We start from the raw sequence: 17,564 nt of genomic DNA, 5'->3' as shown, positions 1-17,564 counted from the left end.
TTTGCATGCAAGGAGGGCCTGGTATGGCCAATATGACGAGCTCGGTTTCGGCATCGCAGGTTGCCGGAGAGCTGGCGAGCGCAACGTTTGAGGAGATCCCCGCCCTCGTGGAGCATTATCGCGAGGACCCGCGCCAGCAGGTGATCAAGGCTTGTGAACGCGCCCTCAAACGCCATTCCAAAGAGGTTGCCGAGCGCGAGCGCGTCAATGGCATGTACGAGCTTATGCATGAGCTTGGCGGCGATGGGGTGGTCGTTGGTGTCGACGAGGTGGGCCGTGGCTCGGTAGCGGGTCCCTTAACCGTGTGTGCCGTGTGCCTTCCCATGGAGCCGCGCGTCTGGGGCATCAACGATTCCAAAAAGCTCACGCCGGCGCGCCGCGAGCTGCTCTCTGTGAAGATTGCCGAGGTGGCGACGGCGATTGGTTTTTGCCATATCGCGCCTAAGGATATCGATGAGATGGGTATGGCCCGCGCCATCCGCGTTGCCGTCGCGGGCGCCGTGGCCGATACGGGACTTGAACCCGACTGCGTCCTCATGGATGGCAACCCCTTGGGCGCCGTTCCCAATGAGCGCGACGTGGTGAAGGGCGATGCCAAGATCGCCTGTATCGCCGCGGCGTCCATCATGGCCAAGGTCACGCGTGACGAGATGATGGTCGAGTACGACGCCGAGTACCCCGAGTACCATCTGGCCGAGTCGAAGGGCTATGCGAGCCCCGAGCACATCGAGGCCATTCGCAAACATGGACTTTGTCCGCTGCACCGCGTGAGCTTTTGCGGAAACTTTCTGCAGACTGAGCGCCTTTTCTAGGTCAATTGTGGAGACAGGGACCTCTGGGGTTTTATAAACCTGCTGGTAGCGGGCCGTATGCAACACCATTGCTGCGTACGGCCCGTTTTTTGACGGCATTTGGTCAGCTTTTGGTTTGCTTCCGGTACTTACCCGCATGAAAGGTGCTCTCATCATCGGGGCAATGCAGTGTGCGGGAAAGGAGACCCCATGAGTGCCGCAAGCAAAAAGAGTAAGACGCAGCAGCTCAAGGAGTGTTGGGAAAACGGCAAGCTCGACTGCGGGGCGATGACGCCCGAGTTTATCAAGGGACTCAGTCCTCGCGAGCTGGGCATGCTGGGCGAGCTGATCACCATCGACTACTTTAACGAGCGCGGCTACACCTTGCTGGAGCAGGGTTATCGTTGCACCGAGGGCGAGGCCGACCTGGTGCTGCTCGATGAGCTCGACGATGTCGTGGTGATGGCCGAAGTCAAGACCAGACGCGTTGCGCTGGATTGCAGCACGCGGGTCTTTCCCGAGGAGGCCGTGGACGCCCAAAAGCAACGCCGCTACCGCCGCATCGCAAGTTGCTATCTCATGGAGCATTATCCGCTCAAGGCGATTCGCTTCGATGCCGTGGGTGTCACCATCCGCGACGGGCATATCGCCGAGATCGAGCACCAGTACAACGCGTTCGATTGGCAGGTGTCGTGATGGCGTTCGAGACGTTTGCCGTTCACGCGGCCTGCATCCGCGGCGTCGAGGCGATTCCCGTCACGGTCGAGGTCTCGCTTGCCGGTGGCATCCCAGGCATTCAGATGCTCGGTATTCCGAGTATGGAGGTGATGGAGTCACGCGGTCGTATTCGCTGCGCGATGCGCTCCGCCGGGTTCGAGATCCCACGCTCGGGCATTACGGTCAACCTGGCGCCCGGCGATATTCGCAAGACCGGTAGCGGCTTTGATCTGCCCATCGCCATCGCGGTTCTGGCGGCCGATGGGCAGATTCCCCGTGATAACCTCGATCGCTGCCTTATCGCCGGCGAGCTCGGCTTGGACGGTACGGTGCTTCCTGTCAAGGGCGAGGTAGCGTTTCAGCTATTGGCTCGCGACATGGGGCTGTCTTTTATCGCCGGCAGGTCCGACCAGCATGTGCCACTCGCGGGCGTGGATTGTGGATTCATCGATCATTTGTCTCAGCTTGCCCATGGCATGGGCGATGCCGCGCGGCACTACTTGGATTCCGAGGGCGTCGAGGCGACCTTTGAGCCCGAGCTCGACTATGCAGACGTGCTGGGGCAGGAAGTCGCTAAACGCGGCATGGCGCTTGCGGCGGCAGGAGAACTCGGCTTGCTCATGATCGGGTCTCCGGGATCGGGCAAGACGATGCTCGCACGCCGTATGACCGGCATCCTGCCCGAGCTTTCCGTTGAGGATCAGCAGGAGGCACTGTGCATCCATTCGGTTTTGGGTGAGAACATTGATGGCTTGTTGGCGGGGCACCGCCCCTTCCGCAGTCCCCACCACAGTATTTCGACCGCAGGCCTTATCGGCGGCGGGCGCCCGGTGCACCCGGGTGAGATCAGCCTTGCTCATGGCGGCGTGCTCTTTTTGGACGAGCTTGCCGAGTTTCCCACTGGCGTGCTGCAGACGCTGCGTCAGCCCATCGAGCGCGGCTACGTGAGGATCGTACGCGTCGACGGGGCCTTTACCTTCCCGTCGCGCTTTCAGCTGCTGGCTGCGAGCAATCCCTGCCCCTGCGGCTTTTTGGGCGATCGCGAGGTGCCGTGTCGCTGCTCGGCGGCGATGGTCGAGCGCTATCGGTCTAAACTGCGCGGTCCTTTGGCCGACCGTATCGACATGATGATCGATGTGACCCGTCCCGACCCTCAAGTGATTATCGAGGGTGCGGAGGGCATGTCGTCGGCCGAGTTACGTGACTACGTTGTGCGCGGTCGCGCCTTTCGCGCTTGGCGCGAATCCCGCATGGACGATGCGGATGCCGAGGCCGAGGATGACGATACTCGGTCCATTGACGGCGTCGTTTCGACCTTTGAGCTCGATGATGCGGCGGAGAAGTGTGTGCTCGGCCTGTCGAAGCGCACGCATCTCACAGGGCGTGGCATCGTGCGCCTTGTTCGCATTGCGCGCACGATCGCAGATGTCGCCGAGAGCGAGCAGGTGACGCAGGACCACGTGCTCGAGGCGGCGATGTACCAGGGAAGGAGGGACCAATGATGGCTGAGGGGACCTTCGAGCTGCATCCAGGTGACGCGTTGTATCCCGAGACCGTTTTGGAGCTTTCTGATGTACCTCAGACGCTCTATGTGCGCGGCAACCCCGAGGCGCTTTCGACGCCCGCGCTCTCCATCATCGGTGCGCGAAAGGCCTCGCCGTATGGTCTTGCCGTGGCAGAGCTTGCGGCGAAGGTGGCGGTTGAGGCGGGAGTGACGGTAGTTTCGGGCGGTGCGGTCGGTTGTGACCAGGCCTCGGGTTGGGCTGCGGTCAACGCCGGCGGCAAACACGTCGTGGTGCTGGGGACGGGCGCCGACGTGGTCTACCCGCGTTCGAGCGCGGGGCTTATTACGCGCACGCTCGATACGGGCGGCGCGGTCGTGTCGATCTCTCCGTGGGGCATGGGTCCGCGCAAGTTTGCCTTTCCGCGTCGCAATCGCGTGATCGCGGCCCTGTCGCAAGCCCTCTTTGTATCCGAGGCGGGTATGCCTTCCGGGACGTTTTCTACAGCCGAGGCTGCTATGGATTTGGGGCGCGAACTTCTTGCCGTGCCGGGGTCGATCCTATCGCCCGAGTCGCGTGGCACGAATTACCTCATTGCGAACGGTGCCTGCTGCATTGTCGACGAGGAGTCCATCGAGATGGCTATCTCTCGCATATACGGCACCCTGCGCTACTCGCGCCCCGATGCTCCCGGCATTGCCGACCTGAATCCAACACAGCAGACCGTGATGCATGCGCTCATCGCCTCTCCGCTCAAGGTCGACGACATCGCGGCGCTCGTCTCACTCGATGCTGTCGGCGTACTCAAACTCTTGGGTTCGCTTGAACTCGAGGGCCTTATCGAGCGCATGATGGATGGAAGGTATGCGCCCTCCAAGTTTGCCCTTCACGCCCAGACGCCCTTCGGTCACAATGGAAAACGTGTCAATTAGAAAGGTGTTTGCAGATGCAGTTCGATCAGGTGACGGTTATCGGTGGCGGTCTGGCGGGTTCGGAATGCGCGATCCAGCTGGCAGACCGCGGGTTTGCCGTAAAGCTGTGCGAGATGCGCCCCCAGGTGAGCTCCCCGGCCCACCATACCGATCACCTGGCAGAGCTCGTCTGCTCCAATTCGTTTAAGTCGACCCGTCCGGATTCCGCGGCTGGTTTGCTGAAGGCCGAGCTTGAGCGTATGGGCTCGGTGCTGCTCGACTGCGCTCATCGCGCTGCTGTTCCCGCTGGTGGCGCCCTGGCGGTCGACCGTGTTACATTCTCCGAGCTCGTCGAGGCTGAGGTTGCCGCCCGCCCCAATATCGAGGTCGTTCACGGCGAGGTCACCCAGATCCCCGAGGGCCACGTGGTCATTGCCGCGGGCCCGCTGTGTTCACCGGCGCTGAGCGAAGAGGTCATGAAGCTCGTCGGTGGCGACGCCCTTGCGTTCTTCGATGCCGCGGCGCCGATCGTCGATGCCTCCACGCTCGATATGGACGTGCTGTTTTCGCAGTCGCGCTACGAGGAGCAGGGGAGCGGCGACTATCTCAACGCTCCGCTCAACAAGGAGGAGTACGAGGCCTTTATCGAGGCGCTCACCACGGCCGACCGCGTGGTGCTCAAGGACTTTGAGGGCGGCGATCTGTTCCAGGCCTGCCAGCCTGCCGAGGAGGTTGCGCGCACCGGCAAGGACGCCATTCGCTTTGGCGCCATGAAGCCCGTCGGCCTCACCGACCCGCGTACCGGACGTCGCCCTTGGGCGGCGATTCAGCTGCGTGCCGAGAACAAGGAGAAGACCGCCTATAACCTGGTGGGCTTCCAGACCAACCTGACCTTTGGCGAGCAGAAGCGCGTCTTCCATATGGTGCCGGGCCTGGAGAACGCTGAGTTCTTCCGCTACGGTGTCATGCACCGCAATACCTTTGTCGACGCCCCGCACGTGCTCGATGGCACCTTTGCCGTGCCCGGTACCGGCGTGCGCCTGGCCGGTCAGATCACCGGCACCGAGGGGTACATGGAAGCCGTGGCGACCGGTCTGCTCGCGGCGCTCAACACCTATGCAGAGGCTATCGGCGCCGATTCCGTCGAGTTGCCCCGCGTGGGCGCCCTGGGTGCGCTCGTGGGCTATGCGACCGATCCTGCCACCGTGGGCTATCAGCCCATGCATGTCAACTTTGGCCTGGTGCCGCCGCTCGAGGACGGTAAGCGCCGCAGCAAGCGCGACCGCTATCAGGCCTATGCGGACCGTGCGCTCGAGGCCCTCGATGCCTACTTGGCCACGCGTTCCGACTTGTTTGGAGGCGACCGGTCATAGCCTTTGACCTGTACGACACCGTCGACTCTTTTATCGCCTATATCGCACGCGTTGAGGGGCTTTCTCCCAACACGGTGACGGCCTATGGCTCGAGACTGGAGCGCTTTGCTGCCTGGTGCGAGCGCGAGGATATTGATGCTTTCGCTGCCGACGTGCGCACCATTCGTCGCTATCTTGCTGAGCTTTCGCGTGAGCAGGTGGCTCCCCGAACGCTTGCGGCGCACCTGTCGGCTATCCGATCTCTCTATCGCTGGATGGCTGCCGAGGGGATTGTCGAGGGCGATGCGGTCTCGGCGATCGCGTCGCCCAAGCTGCCGCGTGACCTGCCGGGCGTCCTTACGACCCAGCAGGTCGAGGCGCTGCTCAAGACGCCTGATACCTCAACACCCGCGGGACTGCGCGATGCGGCGATGCTCGAGTTGCTCTATGCCTCGGGTGCCCGCATCTCAGAGCTTGCGGCGCTCAATGTGGAATCCATCTCATGGTCCGAGCGCACGCTGCGCCTGTGGGGCAAGGGGAGCAAGGAGCGTATCGTCCCTCTGTATCGTCGTGCGCTCGATGTGACGCGTCTCTATATTGAAGAGGGGAGGCCGGAGTTGCTCGCTCGGGCAAAGCGCCGCGACCTCGCTACCGGGCCGCATCCGCTGCTTATATCGGCGCGCGGCAATCGCATGAGCGCCGCGATGCTCCGGCGGCGGTTCCATACGCTGGCGACGCTCGCCGGCATTCCGGCCGACATCGCCCCGCATGCGATGCGCCATACCTTTGCGACCGACTTGCTCGAGGGCGGTGCGGACCTGCGCTCGGTTCAAGAGCTGCTGGGCCATGCGAGCCTGTCCACGACGCAGATCTACACGCATCTCACACCCGATCGGCTTAAGCGGGCTGTGGCTCAAGCCCATCCCCGCGGCGAATAGTGGCTGGGACGTCCCACGCCGCGCTCAGGTGTGTGGTTTTGATTGCGGGTTGGCAGGAAGAGGCAATCCTGCTATCATTCATCGGGTTGCTTCACGGCAACAGGTTTTTATCACGCACGCGCGGCTACTTCATACCGTGGTGCCCGGGCTTTGGTAGCACATGTCCGGGTTGGTTTTGGAGGATGACCCCGCGCGGAGGCAAACCACAGGAGGTTTAACATGGCTACCAAGATTAATATCCGCACCCTGCTCGAGGCCGGCTGCCACTTCGGTCACCAGACCCGTCGCTGGAACCCCAAGATGAAGCCGTTCATCTTCGGTGAGCGCAACGGCATCTACATCCTCGACCTCAAGCAGACCATCCTTGACGCCGACCAGGCCTATACCTTCGTCAAGAACGTTGCCAAGGGTGGCAACGTGCTGTTCGTCGGCACCAAGAAGCAGGCTCAGGAGGCCGTCAAGAACGCCGCTGAGCGCGCCAACATGCCTTACATCAACCAGCGTTGGCTCGGCGGTATGCTGACCAACTTCGTCACCATCCGCTCCCGCATCAACCGCATGGAGGAGCTCGAGGCCATGGTCGAGGACGGCCGTATGGCAGTGCTGCCCAAGAAGGAGCAGGCTGTTCTGGGCAAGGAGCTCACTAAGCTCCAGACCAACCTCGGTGGCGCCCGCGACATGAAGGGTCTGCCCCAGGCTCTGTTCGTCATCGACACCAAGCGCGAGGAGAACGCCATCAAGGAGGCCCAGCGCCTGAACATCCCCGTCGTCGCTCTGATCGACACCAACTCCGATCCCGACGAGGTCGAGTACGGCATCCCCTGCAACGATGACGCTATCTCCGCTGTCACCCTTATGTGCGAGCTCATGGCTGACGCCTGCCTCGCCGGCTCCGGCAAGGAGCAGGTCTCCGAGGCCGAGATGGCCGCTGAGCCCAAGGCCGAGTAAATCAGTCCTATTTAAGTCTTTTTCATCTCTTTGAAAGGAACCACAATGGCCCAGATTACCGCCGCTATGGTCAAGCAGCTCCGCGAGATGACCGACTCCCCGATGATGGAGTGCAAGAAGGCTCTCGTCGAGGCTGACGGCGACATGGACGCCGCTGTTGACGTTCTGCGTAAGAACGGCCTCGCCAAGGCTGCCAAGAAGGCTGGCCGCGAGACCAACGAGGGCGCTGTCGCCGCGTTCGTCTCCGAGGATGGCAAGACCGGCGCTCTGCTCGAGCTCTCCTGCGAGACCGACTTCGTTGGCTCCAACGCCAAGTTCACCGGCTTTGCTTCCAAGGTCGCCGAGGTTGTCGCCACCACCGAGCCGGCCGATGTCGACGCTCTGCTCGAGAAGCCGATGGGCGAGGAGACCGTTTCCTCCGAGCTCACCGAGATGATTCACATCATGGGCGAGAACATGAAGATTTCCCGTTTCGCTGCCCGCAAGGCCGAGAACGGTGCCCTCGCTTCTTACATCCACATGGGTGGTAAGATCGGCGTCCTCGTCGAGTTTGCTTTCGAGAAGGCCGAGACCGCTCAGGCTGAGTCCTTCAAGACCTTTGCCCACGACGTTGCCCTTCAGGTTGCCGCTGTCGCCCCGATCTGCGCTACCCGCGATCAGGTTCCGGCTGAGACCGTTGAGCACGAGAAGCAGATCTACATGGCTCAGGCTGCCGAGTCCGGCAAGCCCGAGGCCATCCAGGAGAAGATGGCTGTTGGCCGTCTGGAGAAGTTCTACAAGCAGTCCGTGCTCTCCGAGCAGGAGTTCATCAAGGACAGCTCCCTCACCATCAAGAAGTACGCTGAGCAGGTTTCCAAAGAGCTCGGCGATACCATTACCGTCGTTGCCTTCGACCGTCTGGTCCGTGGCGAGTAAATAAGCTCTTGTAGCTGGTAATGAGCAGGCTGTGGGTTTTACTCACAGCCTGCTTTTTCATGGCTCTGAGCAGAGCCTTTGATATCATATTGAGAGTCTAATTAAAGGAGGATCGCTTTGTCCGACATCCGATATAAACGCGTGCTTCTTAAGCTTTCCGGCGAAGCACTGATGGGCGATGGCCACTATGGCATCGACCCCAAGGTTACCGACCATCTTGCCAAGCAGGTCAAGGAGCTGCTCGCCGTTGGCCATGAGGTCGGCGTCGTTGTCGGCGGCGGCAATATTTTCCGTGGTATGGCCGGCGCTGCCGGTGGCATGGAGCGTGCTCAGGCCGATTACATGGGTATGCTGGCAACCGTTATGAACGCACTTGCCCTGCAGGATGCCTTCGAGCATAACGATGTTCCTTGCCGCGTTATGAGCGCCATCCAGATGAACGAGATTTGCGAGCCCTATATTCGCCGCCGCGCCATCAACCACCTGTCCAAGGGCAATGTCGTTATCTTCGCTGCCGGCTCGGGCAATCCGTACTTTACGACCGACACTGCCGCGGCCCTTCGCGCCTGCGAGATCGGTGCGGAGATTCTGATCAAGGCCACCAAGGTCGACGGTATCTACGACAAGGATCCCGTCAAGTGCGCCGATGCCGTCCGCTTTGACAAGATCACCTATCACGAGGTGCTCGTCCGCGGCCTGCAGGTTATGGATTCCACGGCAACGGCCTTGTGCCAGGACAACCGTATGCCCATTTTGGTCCTCAACATCGATGGCGAGGACACCGTCAAGCGCGCGCTCGCGGGTGAGCCCGTCGGCACGCTCGTCTATCAGGAGGATTAAGCATGGCAGAGAACATCACCGCCCACATGGACAAGTCGCTCGAGTCCCTCAAGCATAACTTCTCCAAGGTTCGCACCGGCCGCGCCAGCGCCAACATTCTGTCCGACATCACCGTCGATTACTACGGTGTTCCCACGCCGGTCACGCAGGTTGCCGCCGTCAAGACCCCCGAGGCCCACATGCTGCTCATCGAGCCGTGGGACAAGGCGCTCATCAACGCCATCGTTAAGGCCATCAGTGCCTCCGACCTGGGCATTACCCCCAACTCTGATGGTACCGTCGTGCGTCTGCCGTTCCCGGCTCCCACCGAGGAGCGTCGTCGCGAGCTCGTTAAGGAGTGCCGCGAGTACGCCGAGCAGGCCAAGGTCTCTATCCGCAACATCCGTCGCGACTTTAACAACAAACTCGAGCGCGACGAGGAGCTTACCGAGGACGATGTTCGTCGCGAGCAGGCCAAGGTTCAGAAGCATACCGACGAGTATGTTGCCAAGGTCGAGGAGCTTCTGAAGGAAAAAGAAGCCGAGGTCATGGAGATCTAAGGTGCAATACGACGAGCATAAACTGGTCGAGTACTTTGCCGACGCCCCTGCGGGCGTCGGTTTTTCCGACCTAGACCTCAATAACATTCCGCGCCATATCTCGTGCATCATGGACGGCAACGGCCGTTGGGCCACGGCGCGCGGTCTTGCCCGCACCGAGGGTCACAAGGCCGGTATCGTCTCTCTGCGCGAGATTATTACCGCCTGCGTGCGCCTGGGCGTCGACGTGCTTTCGGCCTATGCGTTTTCTACCGAAAACTGGAATCGCCCGCAGCACGAGGTCAACGTTCTCATGCATTTGTTTGCCAAGACGTTTATCGACGAACTGCCGTTGCTGAAGCGCGAAAACGTGCGCGTTGTGTTTTTGGGTGACATTTCTGCGTTGCCCAAGAAGACCCGTGATGTCTTTGAGCGCGGTCTTGCCGAGTGTGCAGACCATACCGGTATGACCCTGGCGCTCGCCGTTAACTATGGTGCCCGTGCCGAGATCACGCGCGCTGCCCGTCAGCTCGCCTTCGATGCGGCCGCCGGTAAGATTGACCCTGCCGCAATTGATGACGATATGGTGGCGTCGCACCTGTACACCGCCGGTCTTCCCGATCCCGAGCTCGTTATTCGTACCTCGGGCGAGCTGCGCCTTTCGAACTATCTGCTGTGGCAGGTCGCTTATGCCGAGTTTTATGTCACCGATACCTATTGGCCCGACTTTGATCGCTGGGGTCTTGTTGAGGCTATCTTGGCTTATCAGGGCCGCGACCGTAGGTTTGGTGGATTGAGTAAGACCGAGGAGGCTTAATCGTGTCTGATCGTCCTAAGGCAACTGCTCCCAAGGCGCCTGCCTCTTCGACACCTGTGCGCAGGGCCGCTGCTTCCAAGGCACCGGCTGCGAAGGGCGGCAGCGGCTCATGGCTGGCTGGTTTTATTACCCGTGCTGCTGCCGGTATCGTCTATGCCGTCGTCTTTATCCTGTGTCTGGTTTTGGGTATCGTGCCTACGGCTATTTTTGTGTCCGTCATGAGCGGCTTGTGCTGCTATGAGTTCTTCCGCATGACGAAACTCGATGGCAAAATGGCCAACGAGCGCCTGGGTATCGCTGCCGCCGTGCTCTTTCCGCTCTCGGCACTGGGCGACTCGATGCTTTTGAATGCCCTGCTTTTTGCTCTGATGCTTGCGGTGGGCATTTGGTATGTCTGGTCGCCGCGTACCCGCATATCCGATGTAGCCGTGACGCTCATGGGTCCCATCTACACCGGTTTTATGCTGTCGGCCATCGTGTTGCTGCGCGATGCCGTGCCCGGTTTTGCCGGCGCCCTGCTTTCGGTGGGTGTTTGCGCGTCTCTCTGGGTCTCCGATTCGTTCGCCTATATCGTGGGTAGTCGTATCGGCAAGCACAAGATGGTCCCCAAGATTTCTCCCAAAAAGAGCTGGGAAGGCTTTTTCGGCGGCATCTTGGGATCGGTGCTCATCTGGCTCATTTTGTGGGCGACGCATTTCTATAAGCTGAGCTTGCCCTATGCGCTGCTGTGCGGCGTAGTCGTGTCCATCCTGGGCGTTATCGGCGACCTCATCGAGTCGCGCATCAAGCGTGGCGTGGGCGTCAAGGATTCCGGAAACCTTATTCCGGGCCATGGCGGCATGCTCGATCGTAGCGATTCGCTTATCTTTGGCTGCATTACCGCGCAGCTGCTTTTGATGATCGGAGGCGTGCTGTAATGTCATTCCAGACGACGTATGGCTCCGATGGACGCCTTCGTGTTGCCATTCTGGGCTGTACGGGATCTATCGGCACCCAGGCACTCGATGTGTGTCGCCAGCATGCCGATCGACTGCGGGTAACGGCGCTGTCCGTCAATTCCAGCACCTCGGAGCTCGTTGCCGCCGCCCGCGAGTTCTCGGTTCCGGCCGTTGCCGTTGCCGACGCCGCCCACGGTGCGGACGCTGTGCTGCAGGAGCTGCCCGAGGGCACGGAGCTCGGTGTTGGTGCGCAGGCGGTTTGTGAGCTCGCACGTCGCGATGATGTCGACTGTGTGCTTGTTGCCATTGTGGGCGCTGCCGGGCTCGAAGCGAGCCATGCGGCCCTGACCTCGAACAAGCGTCTTGCACTTGCTAACAAGGAGTCCCTCGTTGTCGGTGGCGACCTGCTGATGCCGCTGGCGCAGCCGGGTCAGCTCATTCCGGTCGACTCCGAGCACTCCGCCATCTACCAGTGTTATCTGGGGGAGAATCCGCGCGAGGCCCACTGCATTTGGCTCACCTGCTCGGGTGGTCCGTTCTTTGGCCGTACGCGCGATGAGCTCGATTGCGTGACACGCGCCGATGCGCTGGCACATCCCACGTGGGCCATGGGCGCTAAGATCACGATCGACTCCGCCACCCTCATGAACAAGGGCCTGGAGCGTATCGAGGCGATGCACCTGTTCGGTTGCGACCTTGACTTTATCAACGTGGTCGTGCAGCGCCAGTCAAAGATTCACTCGATGGTCGAGTATGCCGACGGCTCCGTGATGGCACACCTTGGCGCCTCCGATATGCGCATTCCCATCCAGTTTGCCTTCTCGTATCCCGAGCGTTGGGATACGCCGGCGCCTCGTCTCGATTTTCGTGAGCTGGGGCAGCTTACCTTTGATGCCGCCGATATGGACACGTTCCGCTGCCTGGCGCTGGCCGAGCGTGCCGGCAAGACGGGCGGCACCATGCCGTGCGTGCTTAATGCGGCCAATGAGGTCGCGGTCGATGCGTTCTTACACGACGGCTGCAGCTTTACCGATATCGACCGCGTTGTGGAATCCTGCATGGATGCGCATGACGCGCAGGCGGTTACCTCGTTTGAGCAGCTTCACGACATCGATGCCTGGGCGCGCGAAAAGGCCTCGCTGGTGCTTGCCGCAACCCATTCCTAATCATAAGGATTGCTTTTTCGATTTATGGATACTGTTCTGAGCGTTCTCTCATCGGTCTTTTGGGGCCTGCTGATGCTTTCCGTCCTTGTGTTTTTGCACGAGGGCGGCCACTTTTTGGCGGCGCGTGCCTGCGGCGTCCGCGTGACCGAGTTCTTTTTGGGCCTGCCGTGCCGCTTTGACATCCATTACACGTCGCGTCGCATTGGAACCAAGTTTGGCGTGACCCCGCTGCTGCTGGGCGGCTACGCTGCCATCTGCGGTATGGATCCGACCGACGTCTCGTGTGCCGATCGCGTGCTCGCGGCTATCTATCGTCATGGTCGCGTGACCGTGGCCGACCTTGCCGCCGAGCTCGAGCTATCCGAGGAGGTTGTGCTCGAGGCATGCGCCTTGCTCTTGGGTTGGGGCTCTATCGCGCCTTGGTATGAGGAAGGGGAGAAGCCCTCGCCGAGCTACTATCCCACCAAGTATCAGACGCTGCCGCGAGACGCGGCGGGTTACACCACCTTTGACGGCCGCCGTTTCGATCGCGAATATTCAACTGCCGAGGGCGATGTGTGGGAGCTGCCGTGCGGCGAGGCCGAGTTCCTTGCGCAAGAGCGCTCGCACACCTATCTTGGCCAGGGTTTTCTCAAGCGCGCCTTTATGTTGCTCGCGGGCATTGTCGTCAATATCCTGACGGGCTTTTTGCTGTTGATGAGCATCTACTCTATCGCCGGTGTTTCGGTGCCGGTCGATAGCAATGTGATCGGTCAGGTCGACGAGGGCTCCATTGCTGCCAAGGCGGGCATCGAGGCCGGCGACGCGATTCTTAGTGTCGATGGCATGTCGTGCTCTTCCTGGATGGACGTGTACGATGCGATCGGAGCGGCCGCCGGCAAGGACGATATCGCCATTGAGTATCAGCGCGACGGCAAGAATCTTTCGACCTCGGTCGCGCTCAAGGAGGACGAGCGCCTAGGTGTGTACGCCTCTACGCAGGTGGTCCATTTGGATCCCATCACGTCGGCTCGCCTGTCGTTCTCCTATGTCGTGCAGACAGCGGAGGGCGTGATGCGCCTGCTCCAGCCGCAGCATACGATGGAGATTCTCGATCAGTCTTCTTCGATTGTGGGTATTAGCGTTATGTCCTCACAGGCCGCTGCTGCCGGCCCTGCCACGTTCCTCTCGTTTGCCGCCCTCATTTCGTTCTCGCTTGGCTTTATGAACCTGCTGCCCATCCCACCGCTCGATGGCGGCAAGCTGGTCATCGAGATCATTCAAAAGATTGCGGGCCGCGAGCTTCCGCTCAAGGTCCAGACGATCGTGAGCTATGTGGGCATCGCGCTCTTTGCGCTGCTGTTTATCTACATGCTTCGTTCCGACATCCTTCGATTTATTCTGTAGGGGAGTGCTTGGATTGTCTTTATCCCATCCTTTGCCGCGCGAGCTGACGCGCCCCGTGCATGTGGGCGGCGTGCAGATCGGTGGCGGCGCGCCGGTGGTGGTCCAATCCATGACCTGCACCGATACCGCTGATGTCCAGGCAACGCTTGCGCAAGTGCGCGCGTTGGCGCAAGCCGGTTGCGATATCGTGCGCGTGAGTGTGCCCACCGAGGCCGCGCTTGAGGGTTTTCGCACCATCTGTGCCGAGTCGCCGGTGCCGATCGTTGCCGATATCCACTTTAACCATAAGCTCGCCATTGGCGCCGTTGAGGCGGGTGCCGCCAAGCTCCGCATTAATCCCGGCAACATCGGCGATTGGGCCAAGGTCGATGCAGTGATCGATGCTGCGGGCGCTGCCGGGTGCGCGATCCGTATCGGTGTGAACGCCGGCTCGCTCGAGCAGGATATTGCCGAGCGCGACAATCTTTCGCAGCCCGAAAAGCTCGTGATGTCGAGCGAGCGTTTCGTCAAGCATTTTGAAGACCGCGGCTTTACGAACATCGTGCTTTCGGCTAAGGCCCATAGCGTGCAAACGACGCTTGATACCTATCGAGCCCTGTCGCGTGAGATTCCCCACGTTCCGCTTCACCTGGGCGTAACCGAGGCGGGTACCAAGCTTCAGGGCACCATTAAGAGCTCGGTGGGCCTTGGTATTCTGCTGTCTGAGGGTATCGGTGACACCATGCGCGTCTCGCTCACGGCCGATCCGGTCGAGGAGCCGCCGGTCGCCTGGGGTATCCTGCAGTCGCTGGGCCTGCGCCGCCGTGGTCCCGAGATCGTCTCGTGTCCCACGTGCGCTCGTTGCCAGGTCAACCTCATTCCCATCGCCGAGGAGGTTACCGAGCGACTGAAGAACTATTCCGCGCCGCTTTCCATCGCCGTGATGGGATGTGCCGTTAATGGCCCCGGTGAGGCTTCTGATGCCGACCTGGGCGTTGCTTGCGGACGTGGTCAGGCCCTGCTCTTTTCGCATGGCCAGATCATTGGTAAAGTAGCTGAGGACCAAATTGTCGACGCGCTTATGGCCGAGGTCGACAAGCTTATTGAGGAGAAATAAATGACCCGAGCAATGTATATGTCTAAGCTCTATGCGCCGACGCTCAAAGAGGATCCGGCCGACGCCGAGCTTGCAAGCCATCGTCTACTGCTTCGTGCCGGTATGATCCGCAAGGAGGCCGCCGGCCTGTATTCCTATCTGCCGCTCGCTTGGCGCTCGATTCGTAAGATCGAGAACATCGTGCGCGACGAGATGGACGCCGCCGGCGCCCAGGAGCTCATGATGCCCATTATGGTCGATGCGGAGCTGTGGCGTGAGTCCGGCCGCATCGATGCCTATGGCAAGGAGCTCGTGCGCTTTGACGACCGTCATGGCCGCGAGTTTGTGCTGGGCCCCACGCACGAGGAGACCGTCACGGCCCTGGTGCGCAACGAGCTGCGCTCGTATAAGCAGCTGCCCGTCAACCTGTACCACATTCAGGACAAGTTCCGCGATGAGTTCCGTCCCCGCTTTGGCCTGATGCGCGGCCGCGAGTTCATCATGAAGGACGCCTACAGCTTCTCTGCCACGCAGGAGAGCCTGCAGGAGGAGTACGACAAGATGAAGCAGGCTTACGCCAACATCTGCGAGCGCTGTTACATCAAGGCTCTGCCCGTTGTCGCCGACTCCGGCGAAATCGGCGGCGACACTTCCGTCGAGTACATGGCCCTGGCCGACGCCGGCGAGGCCTCGCTCGTGTACTGCGACGATTGCGGCTTTGCTGCCGATGACGAGGCCGCAAGCACCAAGGTCGTTGTGACCGAGGGTCCCGGCGACGGCACGCTCACCAAGGTCGAGACTCCGGGTATGGGCACCATCGAGGCCGTCGCCAAGTTCTTCGGCTTCCCCGAGAACGGCACGCGCAAGTCGCTGGCGTTGATTGACTCCGAGGGCAAGCCGGTCGTGGCCATTGTTCCGGGCGACCACGAGCTCAACGACTGTAAGGCCGAGCACGTCTTTGGCAAGGGCTATCGCATGATGACCGACGAGGAGCTCCAGACCTACGGGCTGCATAAGGGCTTTATCGGACCGGTTAACCTGCCCGAGGGCATTCGTCTGGTCTGCGACGAGAGTCTGCGCGAGTCCAAACAGTGGGCCTGCGGTGCCAACGAGGTCGACTATCACTTTACCGGCGCCTGCCCCGAGCGCGACTTTACCGTCGACGAGTGGGCCGACCTGGTTACCGTCGTCGCCGGCGATCCCTGCCCGCACTGCGGCAAGCCGCTGTCTGCTGCTCGCGGTATCGAGGTCTCCCAGGTCTTCCAGCTGGGCACCAAGTACTCCAAGGCCATGGGTGCCACCTTTATGGACGAGGACGGTAAGGAGAAGCCGCTTATCATGGGTTGCTATGGCGTTGGCGTGTCTCGCTCGCTCGCTGCCGTCGTGGAGCAGCACAACGACGAGCACGGCATCGTCTGGCCGGTCTCCGTTGCCCCGTACGAGGTTGCTGTGATTCCGCTCGACCCCAAGAAGGAGGAGTGCGCTACCGTCTGCGAGCAGATCGTTGATGGCCTGTGCGCCGAGGGTATCGAGGTCGTCGTCGATGACCGTGACGAGCGTCCCGGCTTTAAATTTGCCGACAACGACCTTATGGGCTTCCCGTATCAGGTCGTTCTGGGTAAGCGTGGCCTCAAGAACGGCACCGTCGAGCTCAAGGACCGTGCTACGGGTGAGCGCGAGGACGTGGCGATCGACGAGGTCGTCGCCAAGGTCGCCGAGCTTGTGAAGGCGGCACGCCGTTAATCGGCGATTTCGCTTGTAGTTCGATATACGGGACGGCCCCGCATTTCTCCAGATAGGGGAGATGCGGGGCCGTCCTTTTATCTTGTCGGCGTACTCAATCGCTAAAAGGAAACCCCACAGCCCATGCGAGCTGCGGGGTTTCCTTTGTGCCTCCGATGCGAAATAAATCGCTCAGATATTACTGATAATCGACGACGTCGATCCAGTTCTTCAGGAACTCATCGTTCACGTTGCGCTTACGAGCGAGCTCGGAGGCGGCGACGATGCTCGTCCACTGACGCACGACCTGCATGGGCATGTCGGCGCGGTCGCAGTAGAGCTCCAGATAAGCCTCGGCCTGGTCCTTGCTGTTGAGGGCAAAGAGCAGGTAGGTGGTGGCAACGTCGGCAGCAGGGGAGCCCTGGGTAGCGTGTGCCCAGTCGCACACATAGAGCTGGCCGTCGTCGCCGACGATGACGTTGGAGGGGTTGAAGTCGCCGTGGCAGACCTTGAACTCCTTGGTCATACCGTCCAGACGCTCCTGAAGGTTGTAACGCGTGGTGGCATTGAGCTGATCAAGGCTGTCGATCATGCGGGCGAACTTGTCGCGCTGACGGTTGAGCAGCGGGGAGGTGTAGCCGTGGATCTCGATCTGGAGGTCGACGAACATCTCGAGGTACTCACCGAAGCGCTGGGGCTCGGCAGTCATCTTCTCGGCAAGGGTGGTGCCCGGAACCTTCTCGGTCACGAGCGCCCAGCCGTTGGCGTTCTCGAGCTGGGAAACCTCGAGAGCCTTGGGGCTGCGGATGCCGCACTCATTGATGCGGGCAAGATTCAAAGCCTCGTTGAACACGTCGGAGACAGGCTTGGTCTCGTTAAAGACCTTGACGATCTTGTCGCCCAGGTCGTAAACGACCTTGTTGCCACGGCGGACGAGCTCGGTCTTGGAATCGGGTAGCAGCATGGTTGCATCCTTTCAACGATGCGATAGAAGCGACGGCGGGGGTGTGTGAAACACCCGTGCACCC

At 60.9% G+C, this 17,564-nt stretch carries 17 protein-coding genes; 16 read left to right on the top strand and 1 reads right to left on the bottom strand.

Features of this window, described 5'->3' with window-relative positions; genetic code table 11:
- Positions 1-23: 23 nt before the first annotated feature.
- From LCQ44_RS08955 to LCQ44_RS08880, 16 genes are all read left to right on the top strand, one after another.
- Entirely contained in the window at positions 24-812 is a 789-nt protein-coding gene (locus tag LCQ44_RS08955) for a ribonuclease HII (protein WP_055309871.1), read from the top strand.
- Positions 813-1,001: 189 nt separating this feature from the next.
- On the top strand, positions 1,002-1,487 hold the full coding sequence (locus LCQ44_RS08950) for a YraN family protein (RefSeq protein ID WP_225093647.1): 486 nt from the start codon (positions 1,002-1,004) through the stop codon (positions 1,485-1,487).
- A complete protein-coding gene (locus tag LCQ44_RS08945) occupies positions 1,487-3,010 on the top strand; it encodes a YifB family Mg chelatase-like AAA ATPase (protein ID WP_195621721.1) in 1,524 nt (507 codons plus the stop codon). The genes LCQ44_RS08950 and LCQ44_RS08945 overlap by 1 nt, the downstream gene beginning before the upstream one ends.
- Entirely contained in the window at positions 3,007-3,942 is a 936-nt protein-coding gene (locus tag LCQ44_RS08940; RefSeq protein WP_055250024.1) for a DNA-processing protein DprA, read from the top strand. Before LCQ44_RS08945 ends, LCQ44_RS08940 begins: the two co-directional genes overlap by 4 nt.
- A gap of 14 nt (positions 3,943-3,956) precedes the next feature.
- Complete coding sequence (gene trmFO / locus LCQ44_RS08935) at positions 3,957-5,294, top strand: methylenetetrahydrofolate--tRNA-(uracil(54)-C(5))-methyltransferase (FADH(2)-oxidizing) TrmFO (RefSeq protein WP_195239256.1); 1,338 nt, start codon at positions 3,957-3,959, stop codon at positions 5,292-5,294.
- The gene (locus LCQ44_RS08930; protein ID WP_161160301.1) at positions 5,291-6,211 is read left to right on the top strand and encodes a tyrosine recombinase; all 921 of its coding nucleotides are present in this window, start codon (positions 5,291-5,293) and stop codon (positions 6,209-6,211) included. Before trmFO ends, LCQ44_RS08930 begins: the two co-directional genes overlap by 4 nt.
- A 219-nt stretch (positions 6,212-6,430) precedes the next feature.
- Complete coding sequence (rpsB, locus tag LCQ44_RS08925) at positions 6,431-7,159, top strand: 30S ribosomal protein S2 (protein WP_006236109.1); 729 nt, start codon at positions 6,431-6,433, stop codon at positions 7,157-7,159.
- A gap of 45 nt (positions 7,160-7,204) precedes the next feature.
- On the top strand, positions 7,205-8,074 hold the full coding sequence (tsf, locus tag LCQ44_RS08920; RefSeq protein WP_225093646.1) for a translation elongation factor Ts: 870 nt from the start codon (positions 7,205-7,207) through the stop codon (positions 8,072-8,074).
- Positions 8,075-8,191: 117 nt separating this feature from the next.
- The gene (gene pyrH / locus LCQ44_RS08915; protein WP_118259777.1) at positions 8,192-8,914 is read left to right on the top strand and encodes a UMP kinase; all 723 of its coding nucleotides are present in this window, start codon (positions 8,192-8,194) and stop codon (positions 8,912-8,914) included.
- Positions 8,915-8,916: 2 nt separating this feature from the next.
- Positions 8,917-9,453, top strand: a complete 537-nt coding sequence (frr, locus tag LCQ44_RS08910) for a ribosome recycling factor (protein WP_138112676.1) — start codon at positions 8,917-8,919, stop codon at positions 9,451-9,453.
- Between the two features lies 1 nt (position 9,454).
- Complete coding sequence (locus tag LCQ44_RS08905) at positions 9,455-10,249, top strand: isoprenyl transferase (RefSeq protein WP_138112674.1); 795 nt, start codon at positions 9,455-9,457, stop codon at positions 10,247-10,249.
- Between the two features lie 2 nt (positions 10,250-10,251).
- A complete protein-coding gene (locus tag LCQ44_RS08900; protein ID WP_225093645.1) occupies positions 10,252-11,166 on the top strand; it encodes a phosphatidate cytidylyltransferase in 915 nt (304 codons plus the stop codon).
- Positions 11,166-12,353, top strand: a complete 1,188-nt coding sequence (dxr, locus tag LCQ44_RS08895; RefSeq protein ID WP_225093644.1) for a 1-deoxy-D-xylulose-5-phosphate reductoisomerase — start codon at positions 11,166-11,168, stop codon at positions 12,351-12,353. Before LCQ44_RS08900 ends, dxr begins: the two co-directional genes overlap by 1 nt.
- A 24-nt stretch (positions 12,354-12,377) precedes the next feature.
- On the top strand, positions 12,378-13,739 hold the full coding sequence (locus LCQ44_RS08890; protein WP_225093643.1) for a M50 family metallopeptidase: 1,362 nt from the start codon (positions 12,378-12,380) through the stop codon (positions 13,737-13,739).
- Between the two features lie 13 nt (positions 13,740-13,752).
- Complete coding sequence (ispG, locus tag LCQ44_RS08885; RefSeq protein WP_225093642.1) at positions 13,753-14,835, top strand: flavodoxin-dependent (E)-4-hydroxy-3-methylbut-2-enyl-diphosphate synthase; 1,083 nt, start codon at positions 13,753-13,755, stop codon at positions 14,833-14,835.
- Positions 14,836-16,557, top strand: coding sequence for a proline--tRNA ligase (locus LCQ44_RS08880; RefSeq protein ID WP_225093641.1), 1,722 nt, complete (start codon positions 14,836-14,838; stop codon positions 16,555-16,557).
- A gap of 178 nt (positions 16,558-16,735) precedes the next feature.
- Here the strand turns inward: LCQ44_RS08880 and LCQ44_RS08875 are convergent, their stop codons facing one another.
- Positions 16,736-17,500, bottom strand: coding sequence for an aminoglycoside phosphotransferase family protein (locus LCQ44_RS08875; RefSeq protein WP_006236119.1), 765 nt, complete (start codon positions 17,498-17,500; stop codon positions 16,736-16,738).
- Between the last annotated feature and the right edge of the window lie 64 nt (positions 17,501-17,564).

Source organism: Collinsella aerofaciens (assembly GCF_020181355.1).
Lineage (GTDB): Bacteria > Actinomycetota > Coriobacteriia > Coriobacteriales > Coriobacteriaceae > Collinsella.
This window is presented reverse-complemented; position numbering and strand designations above follow the sequence as displayed.